Source organism: Microcoleus sp. POL10_C6 (assembly GCF_036701585.1).
Taxonomy (GTDB): Bacteria; Cyanobacteriota; Cyanobacteriia; order Cyanobacteriales; family Microcoleaceae; genus Microcoleus.
This window is the reverse complement of record NZ_JAUBRB010000013.1, coordinates 39332-52529: the sequence shown is the minus strand read 5'-3', so window position 1 is coordinate 52529 and position 13198 is coordinate 39332. Positions and strand designations below refer to the sequence as shown.

The 13198-nt window shown below is 47.3% G+C and carries 10 protein-coding genes; 5 read left to right on the top strand and 5 right to left on the bottom strand.

What is annotated here, in order from left to right:
- Positions 1-65: 65 nt before the first annotated feature.
- The 3 genes from QUA34_RS09745 to QUA34_RS09735 form a co-directional block, all read right to left on the bottom strand.
- The gene (locus tag QUA34_RS09745) at positions 66-3746 is read right to left on the bottom strand and encodes a CHAT domain-containing tetratricopeptide repeat protein (RefSeq protein ID WP_333386043.1); all 3681 of its coding nucleotides are present in this window, start codon (positions 3744-3746) and stop codon (positions 66-68) included.
- Positions 3747-3786: 40 nt separating this feature from the next.
- Positions 3787-5013, bottom strand: coding sequence for an RNA-guided endonuclease TnpB family protein (locus tag QUA34_RS09740; protein ID WP_333386040.1), 1227 nt, complete (start codon positions 5011-5013; stop codon positions 3787-3789).
- A gap of 569 nt (positions 5014-5582) precedes the next feature.
- Positions 5583-6854, bottom strand: a complete 1272-nt coding sequence (locus QUA34_RS09735) for an aspartate aminotransferase family protein (protein ID WP_333386038.1) — start codon at positions 6852-6854, stop codon at positions 5583-5585.
- A 128-nt stretch (positions 6855-6982) separates the two neighbouring features.
- Between QUA34_RS09735 and QUA34_RS09730 the strand changes: the two genes are divergently transcribed.
- Positions 6983-8257: a ribulose bisphosphate carboxylase small subunit gene (locus tag QUA34_RS09730; protein ID WP_333386035.1), complete on the top strand. Its 1275-nt coding sequence runs from the start codon at positions 6983-6985 to the stop codon at positions 8255-8257.
- Positions 8258-8444: 187 nt separating this feature from the next.
- Here QUA34_RS09730 and rbsK read toward each other — a convergent pair whose 3' ends face one another.
- Positions 8445-9371 carry a ribokinase gene (gene rbsK, locus QUA34_RS09725; protein ID WP_333386032.1) on the bottom strand — a complete coding sequence of 309 codons (927 nt, stop codon included), beginning with the start codon at positions 9369-9371 and terminating at the stop codon, positions 8445-8447.
- Positions 9372-9558: 187 nt separating this feature from the next.
- On the opposite strand from rbsK, the gene nblR reads away from it, so the two are divergent.
- From nblR to QUA34_RS09705, 4 genes are all read left to right on the top strand, one after another.
- Positions 9559-10254 (top strand): response regulator transcription factor NblR, encoded by a 696-nt coding sequence (nblR, locus tag QUA34_RS09720; RefSeq protein ID WP_333082375.1) that lies wholly within the window; start codon positions 9559-9561, stop codon positions 10252-10254.
- Positions 10255-10403: 149 nt separating this feature from the next.
- Positions 10404-10919 carry a DUF192 domain-containing protein gene (locus QUA34_RS09715; RefSeq protein ID WP_333386028.1) on the top strand — a complete coding sequence of 172 codons (516 nt, stop codon included), beginning with the start codon at positions 10404-10406 and terminating at the stop codon, positions 10917-10919.
- A gap of 493 nt (positions 10920-11412) precedes the next feature.
- Positions 11413-11727: a hypothetical protein gene (locus QUA34_RS09710; RefSeq protein ID WP_333386026.1), complete on the top strand. Its 315-nt coding sequence runs from the start codon at positions 11413-11415 to the stop codon at positions 11725-11727.
- A 12-nt stretch (positions 11728-11739) separates the two neighbouring features.
- Positions 11740-11955, top strand: a complete 216-nt coding sequence (locus tag QUA34_RS09705) for a DUF2949 domain-containing protein (RefSeq protein WP_333095284.1) — start codon at positions 11740-11742, stop codon at positions 11953-11955.
- Between the two features lie 55 nt (positions 11956-12010).
- Here the strand turns inward: QUA34_RS09705 and QUA34_RS09700 are convergent, their stop codons facing one another.
- Positions 12011-13168: an alanine--glyoxylate aminotransferase family protein gene (locus QUA34_RS09700; RefSeq protein ID WP_333386023.1), complete on the bottom strand. Its 1158-nt coding sequence runs from the start codon at positions 13166-13168 to the stop codon at positions 12011-12013.
- Between the last annotated feature and the right edge of the window lie 30 nt (positions 13169-13198).

The following is a 13198-nucleotide window of genomic DNA, read 5'->3' as shown; positions in this document are numbered from 1 at the left end:
TCGGGTTTTTAAATGACTAATGACTGTTGACTGTTGACTAAGGACTAATGACTAATGAGTAATAACTAAACCCCAGCCGCAGTAAAAGCCGCCCAATAATAAGGATTGGCAAAAGGATAGGGTTTGCGGTTGCGAATTTGCTGCAAAGAAGCCTCCGCAATCAGGCGAGAACTTTGAGAAAGCCGATCGAACATTTGCGAAATTTGAGGTTGAAAATCCGCCAGCAACACCTCCAATTCCTCGCTAGTCAAATCCCGCAGCCACCTTTGAGCGTCCCCCAACGCGATCGCCACATCTCCCACCTGCAACCGAGAAAACCGTCGCAGATTTTCATAAAACTTGCTCGTCAGCAGCAGCGTAGAAACATCGTTCACCTTCCACAGACTGCTAACCACACTAGACGTGCCAGCATACAACAAACCCGCCGACAAACCCACAAAATCTCCTCCAGCACCGCTAACTCCGCCAGCGGCAATTTCACAACCCGATAAAGTAACTAAAAAATATTGTCTAAAATCCAGATTAAAAATTTCCTCCAAACTCAGAGAATCATTCCTCAAAAACACTGCGGATTTCAGAGGACAAGCCAAATTAAGCAAACTAAAACAAGCAAAATGAGCGCATTTTTTCTGCGGCAACTGCCCTATTTCCTGGGGCAAATTCCCATTATTAGCAGAGATTTCTTGGGAAAAAGCCTCTTTAATTGCCGGCTTATGGCGCACAACTTCTGTAGTGGCAAAATACTGGGAAATAGTGCCGATTTCAATGTTGCTGTAGAACGCATCTCTGGTGAAAGTTGGAATTGCCAAAAGCTGCTGCAAACCTGGTTTGTACCGACCAATAGCCGCTCCGTGTGCACTTTGTCTCAACAGCAATAGCTGACAGCTAGGAGCATAGCGAATTCCTCCGGGAAATCGATCAATCAAAGAAGTAGTAGGCGCTGCAACGTCGCCAAAAGACGAACTTTGAGAAAAATCCGAAAGGCTGTAGGTTTCCACCTCAAAACCGCTGCGATCGCTCCACCCAGACCTAAAAATTCCCCCACCGTCCTCAAACCCGTCTCTCCCCGCCAAAGGCAAAGCGTGGAGTGGCAAAGCGTGCAAAAATCGGTGCGGCACAAAAATCAGCCGATCGCAATTATCAGGAATCAGCGCCACCACTCGATCGATTTCCAGCATCGTAGCCAAGCGTTTGAGGCGAGTCGGGAGATGATTGATCCAGCGACCTTTTTGTTCAGAATAAGCGGTGAGGTACTCCTGGCTCCAACTTTCGGCAGCCAAAGCATTTTCCGGCGAACACAGGTGAACGGCGGGATATTGTGCACTCTTTACCACCACAAAAGCAACCAGCAACTCCCCCAAACTCGCCCACACCACAGCAGCGCAATTGTCATCAGGCAACAATTGGCGAATTTGCTCAAAAGCGATCGGTTCAACTTTGTGAGCGAGGCTGAAGAAAGGGTCGTTTGCCTGCACCTCCCGCGCAATCAACCTATCCAACTGCTTCCACAATTGATTTAAGTGCATGAAGTCCGAGTTCGGCAGCAGAGAACCGCTGTTCAAACCTTGGCTATCGCCCTCAGAAATCAAGGTCGTGTTCGGCTCAGGTTCTCCCTGTTCTTGGTGCCGCTGTTCCCCCGCTATTTCCAGTTGCAGGGACTCCAACTCGCTTCGCACCGCTGCAGGAATTTCGGCTTTCGGAGTCAAGTGACATTTAACCAGCAGTTGTACCAAATTCCGATTTTTGTGGCGTTCGGCGTATTCCAGAGCCTTAGCGTAATATTCAGGTTGGCTGGCGCCGAGTTCGAGGCCAACTTGCACCAGGCATTTATAGAGTCCAGCCCAGGTGCGGGTTAATTTGACTTTTGCGGTACTCGTCCGTGAAGCGTAGCTATCCCGTAGGGAATCGCCAAAATCGACTGTATCAACCCCAACTTCGCAACGCAAGAATTCCACAGTATCGACCGCAGCAGTAAAAACCCCGTAGGCGCGAAGCAAGTCGCCTCGAATTCGGTAAGCTTGACCCAAATAAAATAAAATTTCAGCCCAGCGGTGGGGATAGGTTTCGCGAGTGTAGACTTGACAGGCGCTGTGATAGCAGCCGATCGCGCTTTCCATGTGGGACAAGTTTTCCGCCTCGGTCAGTTGCGAATAAGCCCTGCCGAGATAAATTTGTAGCATTGCCCAGCGGTTGGGATAGGCTTGCCTGGTGTAGACTTCGCCCGCATTTTGATAGCAGGCGATCGCGCTTTTGAGGTTGCGGTTTTTTTCCCCTTTCACGTGTTCGCAGAAAGCGCGGCCGAGGTAGGCACACAGCATAGCCCAGCGTTCGGGAGATTTTTGGCGGTTGCAAAAGAGCAAAGCATTTTGATAGCAGGCGATCGCCATTTCCATATTGTCGGCTTTTTCCCCTTTCACGCGCCGACTGTATATCCTACCGAGGTAAGTTTGGATCGAAGCCCAGGCTTCGGGAAATTTGATGCGGGTGTAGACTTGTAAAGCATTTTGATAGCAGGCGATCGCCATTTCCATATTTTCCACCGGATCGCCTTTGATGCGATCGACAAACACCCGGCCCAAATTCCTCTGAGTCGTTGCCCACTGCTGCGGAAAAGCTTCCCGAGTCCGCACCTGCAAAGCTCTCTGATAGCACGTAACCGCGTATTCCAGATTTTCGGCTCGGTTGCCCCCCAGCAACTCGCAGTAAGCATTTGCCAAATTATTTTGAGTTGTGGCCCAACGCCGGGGAAACACCTTGCGGTTGTAGACTTGCAAAGCATTTTGGTAGCAAGCGACTGCCAGTTCCAGATTTTGGGCTCGGTTGCCCCGCAGTCGGCGGCTGTAAGCACGGCCGAGATTGTTTTGAGTGCTCGCCCACTCTTCCCCAAAAGTTTCGCGGGTGCGAACTCGCAGTGCGTTTTGATAGCAGGCGATCGCCTGTTCTAGATTGTCTGCCGGAGCTCCCCTGAGACGCTCGCTGTAAGCGTTGCCCAGATTGTTTTGCAGCGTCGCCCACTGTTCCGGGTAATGTTCGGGCGTGCGTACTTGTAGGGCATTTTCAAAGCAAGCGATCGCCTGTTCGATATTTTGAGCCTTATCACCTTTGGGGCGATCGCTATAAGCGTTGCCCAGATTGTTTTGCATCACCGCCCATTCTTGGGGAAAGTCTTTGCGGGTAAACACCTTAGCAACTGTTTCGTAACCGGCAATTTCGATTTCCAAGTTATGAGCCTTGCTGCCGAGGGGAAACCGCCCAATTTTGTTGCTCAGATTGCCGATTAACGCTGCAATGCGCCTAGTCTCCGATTCTTTGGCAGCAGGGAGCACCAAAGTGGCCCAGTGGCGCAGCAGTTGTGCGAAATTCTGGTCGAGTTTGTCTAAATTGTTTCTCAGCAGCGAGTACAGGTGCTGCGAATCAGCGCCGCGCGCCACTGCCTGCAATACTTCTGCTAAAAAAGCCAGATATGCTGCCCCGGTTGCGGGCAATTTATAATTCCCTTTTGCAGATTCTAAGGGTGCGATCGCCCTTTGGAAAAATTTTGCAGCTTTCAGCAAACTTTCTCGCGTCAGTGCCGGTTCTTCCAAATAAAGCGTTTGCACGAACCCAAAGTCGATCGACTTTGGGTTCGTCCTCAAAATCAAATCTATTCCTGAGTCCCCAGGATTTTCCAGCAGCGCTTGGAGCATATTAACATCAGTTTTGCGACGCTGTTCGTCCATCGTGCATTCCGCCAAACTATTAACCATAGGAGCGCTGATTCTGTGCAACCAAGTGAACTACCCACCCCTAAATCGTAGTACCGAATATAGTAGGGGCTTCTGTACTCATAGGCGAGTGCCTTAGCTGAGACTTTCGTCCAACCTTTGGTCTTACCTCGCATCCTAAAGCCGAAACGGCTGAACCTTCCGCCTTTAGTGTTTTGATAGCTTCTGCTTTCATCTTTATCGGTGCATTCCCCTCCCGATCGCGATCGGTAGCACAGTGAGGACAAGTCCATTCCCTCATATCTAATGGCATCTCGGTCATTTGATGGAAACAATTAGAACAAGGTTTGGAACTGGAAACCCCTCTATCAATCTCGACTAAGTTCCCGCCTTTGCGTTCCCACTTGTAGGCTAAGAAGTTGGTAAAACTTCCCAAAACCTCATCCGATCTTGCTTTCGCCAAATTGGAATTGCGAATCCTGTTCCAGAAATGAAAGTTTTCTACTATGACCGCGAGGCGATCGCTGACCAACTTATAACTAAGTTTATGTAGAAAATCTTGCCACCCATTCCTAAACCCTTCGCATACCTTGGCAACAGCTTTTCTATATTTGTATTCAGAATTACTTTTTTTTTGGTGGCCTGTAAACTTTGGCTGCTTGCGCTTCAAGTTCTTCTGGTGCTTGGCAAAATGCTTGGCATTGTCATATTTAGATACTTTTTCATCATCGGGGACAATAGCAAAGTATTTCAATACTAAATCACTGCCCGCAATCCTACCTTCTTTTGTTCTCTGGTTCTCAGCTTTGATTTCAGTCAGTATAGATGCCAGATATTTCCCTGAATATTTTTTACTAATAATTGAAGTCTGAATTTTACCATCAGTTAATCTATATCTCTTTATTTTTTTCGTCTTAGTTCTTCCCCTATAATCTAAAATTAGAGTACCCACAAAGTTGACGCTTTTAGGATGCTGAAATAACAGTTTTTTTGCTTGAGATGGGAAATTATAAAACCCAGCAACTTCATCAATTTTTTTTTGGTATGCAGTCGTTAGCTTGAGCGTAGTAGCTTGCCCAAATTGGCTGTAATACTGACATAACCCTACACTTTCATCGGATTTTTTGATAACAGGTAAAAGTGTGTTGAGACCGGAGTAGCCAAGTCCTTTACCAGTTTTTTTATATACTTCAATTGATTGATTATGACCATAATTAGACCACCAACGCGCACCCCCAAAAGTTGAAGCTACTTGTATTTGTTTATTTTGGGTAGGATACAAACGAACTTGGATAGCCTTGTGTAGCAATCAACATCACCTCCTTGGTTCTTCTATTCTCTCACAATATACAGTTGACGATCAAAGCATTACGAAAAAATTTTGTGACGAGGATTACATATTTTCTCTCTTGAAAGCGAGCCCCAAAATTACTTGAGGATGCAATCGTCGTCACCCGCCCTTCCCACTATAACGGTACTCAGTTGAGTTGGAAGGGCCCGAAATAGTTAAATCAGGATTCACAAGTCCCAACAGACACGCAGATAGCGAAACTAGCACCTGCAATGGCTAATAGTATTAGCGTCTTGCCTTGAGTAAAATCCTGGTTCAAAGCGCCGTCAGTCTTTCAGGGCGGGTTTAACAGACAGTTCTAAACTTGAAAAACCCGCCCTGACACACTTGCAGCGGGGCGGGTTTACTTTTACCCCGATCGGACTTACGCTAAGAAACCGGGTTTCTGGGAAAATATTGGGTTTAGTAACGAGAAATCTCGAAAGAAACCCGGTTTCTGAGGAAGAGTGTGTCCTGGACTAAGTGAGTTATCTAGGATATTGCGCGAGTTTCAGCGCTACAGCTAACAAAAATCAACTCACTAAATTTTACTGTACCGCTTGAGAACGCAAGGCTGACTCCACTGCCAGCAGAGCTCGATCGACTTCAGCGGCCGTGACAATCAGCGGCGGGACAAATCTCAACACTTTCGGCCCTGCTGGAACCAACAGAACTCCTGCGGCGATGGCAGATTTGACGATATCGCCCGATGTAAGTTCGATGTCAGCTTGCAATTCCATCCCGACAATCAAACCCCAGCCGCGCACTTCGGCAATTAAATGCGGATATGTGGCCGCCAACTTGTTGAGGCCTGCTTTCAACTGTTCCCCGCGCTGCTGCACGTTTTCTAGAAGGTTTTCCCGTTCTAAAGTTTGGCAAACGCACAAAGCTACAGCGCAAGCAAAAGGATTGCCGCCGAAAGTGCTGGCGTGACTTCCGGGTTCAAATACATCGCAGAAAGATTTGCACAGCATAGCGCCGATCGGGATACCGCCGCCCAATCCTTTGGCAGATGTAAAGATATCGGGTTCAATGCCGAGGTTTTCGTAACCCCAGTATTTGCCGCTGCGTCCCATCCCGACTTGCACTTCGTCGAGAATCAGCAAAATGCCTTTTTCGTCGCAAATTTCCCGAATGCGCTGGAAGTAGGCGATATCTCCGGGGCGAACTCCGCCTTCGCCTTGCAGCGCTTCTAGCATAATTGCTGCTACTTGGCGTTCGTCTTTGTCGAGTTGCTCGATCGCACTTTCGATCGCACTAATATCGTTGTATGGCACGTAGTGAAATCCGGGAACCAAAGGGCTAAAACCCTTTTGGTATTTAGGCTGTCCCGTTGCCGTAATTGTTGCCAAAGTCCGCCCGTGGAAACTCGCAACGGCGGTAATGATTGTCGGATTCGAGATATTTAATTTTTCGTGGGCGTACTTGCGGGCGAGTTTAATTGCCGCTTCATTAGCTTCAGCACCGGAGTTGCAAAAGAAGGCTCTGTCCGCGCAAGAATGGTCTACAAGCCACTTCGCCAGCTCGCCCTGTACGGGGATGTAATAAAGATTAGAAACGTGGTGTAGGGTCTGAATTTGCTGAGTTACCGCTGCAATCATTGCCGGGTGGGCGTGTCCCAGAGTGCAGGTAGCAATACCAGCCACAAAATCGAGATATTCGCGGCCCTCGGTATCCCAAACGCGGCAGCCCAGGCCCCGTTCTAGGGCGATCGCAAAACGCCCGTAAGTTGTCATTACATAGCTGTCGAAGCTCTCAGAACTGAAGAGACTGGCTTCGGCTTGCACGTTTGGTTCTTTTAATAAGGTTTCTGGACTCACGAATCGCTCCTTAACACATAATATGCAGACCTCGATTGTACGGTAAAAATCCAGGTTAGCGGTGCAGCCTGTTAGTTTTGTCATAAAATCATAACAGTAAACTCAATTAATCCCTCACAAATCTACTGATGAGTTATTACATTTCTCCTAACTTTCTCGATAAAGTTGCGGTGCACGTCACTAAAAACTTTTTAAATTTACCCGGGGTAAGAGTTCCCCTAATTTTGGGAATTCATGGCCGCAAAGGAGAAGGCAAAACTTTTCAAACCGAACTGGTTTTTCGGCGGATGGGCTTTGAACCGGTGATGATATCTGGTGGGGAATTAGAAAGCCCGGATGCCGGAGATCCGGCGCGTTTAATTCGCTTGCGCTACCGGGAAGCGGCGGAGCAAATTCGCGTGCGCGGCGAGATGTGCGCCATCTTTATTAACGATTTGGATGCCGGTGCTGGCAGGTTCGATACTACTACTCAATATACTGTCAATACTCAGATGGTCAATGCGACTCTGATGAATATTGCTGACAATCCAACTAATGTGCAGTTACCGGGAAGTTATGACAGCACGCCGCTGCACCGAGTGCCGATTATTGTCACCGGAAATGATTTTTCTACGCTGTACGCGCCGCTGATTCGCGACGGGCGGATGGAAAAGTTTTATTGGGAACCCAGCCGGGATGATAAAATTGGCATTGTTGGAGGAATTTTTGAGTCGGACAAATTGTCAAAAACCGAGATTGTGGGGTTAGTTGATAATTTTCCCGATCAGGCGATCGACTTTTTTAGCGCTTTGCGATCGCGCATTTACGACGAACAAATCCGCGAATTTATTCACAAAGTAGGAATTGAGCGAGTTTCCAAGCGTTTGGTAAACACTTTGGAAGCAGCGCCAGATTTCCAGAACCCGAATTTCAGCCTCGCTCATTTATTAGAAATGGGCAGTTTGATGGTAGGTCAACAAAAGCGGATTCAGGAAATGCGCTTAGTAGATGAATACAACCAATCGCGCCTGTTTAACGTTCAAGGAACCCCCAATGCCCCTGCTACTGCGCCCACGCAAAGTGAATTAAACGACCCGTCCTCCAAATATTATAAGGCTTACGTCGAGCCAAGTTCTGAAGGTGGTAACGGTCATGCGGCGCGGCTGAGTTCCGAGGTATTGGAACAAGTAAAGCAGTTGTTAGCAAGAGGCTGCAAAATTGGCATGGAATATGCAGATAATCGCCGATTTAAAACTGGTTCTTGGCAAAGTTGCGCGACGATTAAAACTGCACAGGAAAAAGATGTGGTTGCATCTTTAGAAACTTGTTTGGCGGAACACGGCGGCGAATACGTGCGGCTGATTGGTATCGATCCAAAAGTCAAGCGGCGGGTAGCTGAAACAATTATTCAGCGACCGAATTAGGACAAGCGGTTACAGATTTAAATTCTTGCATATTTGGGGTGATGCTCAAAGCCCACCCCACAAAATTTGGATTTTTTTTTACAGAAAATAGACCTATTATGGTCGTTCACTTTCATCTCTTGAAATTATCTGCGTTCATCTGTGTTTATCTGCTTAAAATCTGCGGTTAACCGGCTCTATCAAAGATTTATGCAATAAGTCTAGTATGCAAAAAATCATCAAAAGTTGCCCGATCGCACATAGCACCTTGAGCACCCACTTTAGTTGTGCACAGAGCGCCCGCTGCTGCGCCCCACCGTACCGCCTCCGACAAGGACAGACCGGCATCTAATGCAGAGGCTAATCCGCCGTTAAAAGCATCGCCAGCAGCCACAGTGTCGATCGCCTCCACAGCAAAAGCCGGTACAAAAAAGGTTTCATCCGCAGTAACAGCAACAGCCCCGCGATCGCCCAATTTGACAATAACATTCTTGACACCGCGCTCCTGCAACTGTTTGGCAGCTACAATCGCTGTTTCGGTGTCATTCACCCGAAAACCGACTAACTGGCCCGCTTCCACTTCATTCGGCGTGATAATGTCAATTAGCGGATAAAGTTCGATCGGCAAATCCGCCCTAGCCGGTGCTGGATCGAGAATAACTCGCACCCCCGCTTGACGAGCAGCTTTCGCAGCTTTTTGGACAATTTCCAGGGGAATTTCTAACTGTAACAGCAAGGATGTAGCTGCTGTTAACAGTTTTTGGAGACGTTCTATATCTGCTTCACCGACATTATTGTTCGCCCCCGGAATCACAATAATATTATTTTGACCTGTCTCGTCTACGGCGATAATTGCCACTCCTGAATGAGTGTTTTGGTCTATTAATACATTGTCTGTATTTACACCATAAGATTGTAAATTTGTCAATAAGTCTTCAGCAAATTTATCGTTGCCAACGCGACCGATGATGTGGGTGCAAGTGCCGAGACGGGCGGCCGCTACTGCTTGATTTGCTCCTTTGCCGCCACCGGCCGTGAAAAAATTGCTACCGATGATAGTTTCCCCTGGTTGCGGCAAGCGGGGAGTTTTTGCTGCTAGGTCGATGTTGATACTGCCGAAGACGATTATGCTCATAGATTCAAATTGTGAATTGCGAATTGGGCATAGGGCATCAATGCACGGTAGAATTGGGCATTGGAACTAACAAATAACTAATCACAAATAACTAATAACCAACTGTCAACTGTCAACTGTCAACTGTCAACTGTCAACTGTCCCTTAAGACGTGCTAGAACAGTTATGGTCTTCACAGGTCAATTCAATGGCTGCAATTACTCTCGATCGCAATCCCTGTGTCCTGCTAGTTGAAACAGACGAAGTTCTCGCCGGACACTTGAGTCTCGACTTAAAATCCTCCGGCTATGAACCGGTAGTAGCTTCTAACACCGCCACCGGCCAAAATTTAGCCCGTGAATTGCAGCCTGCTTTGATTGTAATTGACCGGATACTTGGCCCTGAGTCGGGGCTATCACTGTGTTCTTACCTCAGAAGTATTGGCAATCGGGTGCCGGTGCTGCTACTCGTCGGTCGTGATACAGTTGACGATCGCGTAGCTTGTCTGGAAGCTGGGGCGGATGATTATTTTCTTAAACCTTACCGCACTGAGGAGTTTTTGCAGTTGGTGCGCTTGTATTTGCAGCCGGATAACAGCAGCAACGAACAATTGAGGTTTGGCGATTTAGTTTTGGATTTAGCCTCTAGGCGGGCCCTGCGGAACGGACGGGCGATCGACCTGACGATGAAGGAATTTGAGCTGCTAAAGTATTTGATGGAACATCCCCGCGAGGTTTTGACTCGGGAACAAATTCTGGAAAATGTTTGGGGTTACGACTTTTTGGGCGAGTCGAATGTGATTGAGGTTTACATCCGCTATCTGCGACTCAAGATTGAAGATGAGGGCGAAAAGCGCTTGATTCAGACGGTGCGCGGTGTTGGCTATGTGATGCGGGAAGCTTGAAGCCGTCATTAGTCATTAGTCAGCAGTCATTAGTCATTAGTCAGTGGTCATTAGTCAACAATGCCCATGCCCCATGCCCTATGCCCCATGCCCCATGCCCTATGCCCCATGCCCAATCTAAAATCTAAAATCTAAAATCTAAAATCTTTATGAATTATTTAGCTACTTTGCTCGGTATTGGAGTAAGTATATTTTTGCTGGGATGTTCGCCGACTTTACCGATCGCGAATGCTGGTGCTACTGGTATTTTGGCGAATCAGTCTCCGACGGCGAAAACATCGGGTCAAGTGCTGCCTGTTTCTGCTAGAGCTCGGATAGGCGATCGCCCAATCGAACTCGAAGTGGCGAAAACAGTGGAACAGCAGGCTATGGGTTTAATGTACAGAACTTCTTTGCCGGATGACAGAGGAATGCTGTTTGAGTTTAAACCGGCGCGGCGGGTCAATTTTTGGATGAAAAATTGCAAGATTTCTCTGGATATGATTTTTATCCGGGATGGGGTGGTTGAGGCGATCGAAGTTTCTGCACCTCCTTGTACTGAAGATCCTTGTCCTACCTACGGGCCCGATACTGCTGTCGATCGAGTTATTGAACTCCGGGGCGGGCGGGCTGCTGAACTCGGTGTCAAAGTGGGCGATCGTATTGAAATCGAGTTTTTCCAGTAAAACTTCGGACTGTTTCAGTAAAATCTGCACACAGACATAATCCCCCGGTTTCAATCCCCCAGAGAGCCCCTTGCCTTCGGAATACCGACGAAAATTTAGAAACTTTACAAAAATTGATTAAATTTGTTAAGATATTAATGTAAGATTCAGTACAAACACCCAAAGATTTGCTACGATGTCGATCTCAGTCAGTCAGGACTTGAGCTTGTTTCCGGAAGCTGTAGATGGTTGGTCGCAGGTATGAGACGAGTCAGCGACTCGTTACCAATCCTGAGAGACGATACTCAGCCTCAAGGTGTAGCAACACGAAAAGAAATTCTCTGGAAGTTCTGGCGATCGAGCTAAATCTACTAAACCTATCTAAAGTAATATGCTACGAGCCAAGTTAATTGGCGGTAATTGGCAAACTTAACTTCTGGTAGCAGTTTCGGGTTTGATCGAAATATCTAACTAATTTTCCCGAAGTAGATTTGCGGATTCTGCATTTCGGCAGATGAAGTTAAACTCTGAACTTGGTTTAGTAGTGTTAGGTAGCAGAATTTATTCTGATTCGCGCTCCAAAGATGCCGAGGTATTCAGTTTAGGTTCGATCGCGATCGCAAGTCGATCGGGCCGACATCAGCAAAATTGCAAAACCTTTCACTTTTTGGGAAAGGTTAGCTTTACAGTAGCACTCAGCATTACGTTTGGCAGTTCAACCGCTAATAGCGTTTTAAAAGCTATAAACGGTAACAAGACAAATTTAAAACTGGCTTATTACTCATCAAAAACATCAGGTTCACATCAGAAAATGGTGTCCTATACTTAGAGGTGAAATCACATGGCACCCGCTAAATACACTCGATTAATTCGCTTTTTACAAGAAGATTTGGCAATTTCACCCGCGTCAATTGCTGTCGCCGAACGTGTCGGCGATAACAAACAGCGGCAGCGTGATCAAGACCCGAATTCCTTGCCGATGGTTCTGTGGCAATACGGTTTAGTCACTCTCGAACAGTTGGATAAAATCTTTGATTGGTTATCCGAAGCATATTAAAAGGATTTTAGATTTTAGAAAGAATCCAAAATCCAAAATCCTTTAATAACTTGGATTAGGATTCAGCCAATAATTTGGCAGCAGCGGCGACGCCGGCACCAGGAGTGTAGCCTTCATGACCCAATTCTTGCAACACGACTTCTAAAGAGGAAATTGCTGCTAGAATATCGCGATCGCACACAAAGCCCAAATGACCGATTCGGAAGATTTTACCTTTCAAATGGTCTTGTCCGTCGGCGAGAGCAATGTCAAATCTCTTTCTCATCAAAGTCCGCACTTTTTGAGCATCTACGGATTCTGGCGGCATAACCGAAGTAATCGCAGGGCTGGCGGCATCGTCAGCAGCAAACAACGGCAAACCTAAAGCTTTTACAGCAGCGCGAGTAGTGGTCATCAACCGTTTGTGCCGCGCGAAAACATTTTCCAACCCTTCTGTTTTCATCATCTGCAGCGATGCTTGCAGGGCAAAAAACATATTGACAGGGGGAGTAAAAGGAGTGGTATTTTTGGCAGCGTCTTTGCTATATTTGCCCAAATCCAAATAATAGCGGGGGAGTTTCGCAGTTTTGTAAGCTTCCCAAGCTTTGGGACTGACTGCCACAAAACCCAAGCCTGGAGGAATCATGTAAGCTTTCTGAGAACCCGAAGCAATGACATCGATTCCCCAAGCGTCCATCGGAATATTGACCGCGCCTAAGCTAGTGACAGCATCGACCATAATTAAAGCTTCACCGTGGGCTTTAACGTGGCGGTTGATGGTTTCGAGGTCGTTGAGGACGCCGGTGGAGGTTTCCGAGTGGGTGATGATGACAGCTTTGATTTGCTTCTCTGTATCTGCTTCGAGTTTTTCGCGGAAGTTTTCGGGGTCTAAAGGTTGGCCCCACTCGGCTTTAATAATTTCGGCGTTTAAACCGTAAGCTTCGGCAACTTCAGCCCAACGTTCGCCAAATTTGCCGTTGCATCCGACTAAAACTCGATCGCCCGCACTCAAGAAATTAATTATCCCAGCTTCCATCGCGCCGGTACCAGAAACCGTTAAACTCAGCACGTCACTTTTAGTTTGGTGCAGCCATTTGAGGTTTTCGGTACATTCTGCAAAAATCGCGTCAAATTCCTTGCTGCGGTGGCCCATCGGGTGTTTTGCCATCGCTAACAATGCCGCTTCAGGCACCGGCGTCGGGCCGGGAATCATCAGCATTAATTTGTTGTCCATGATATTGTCCTAAGTTTTTCTGTGGGAGTT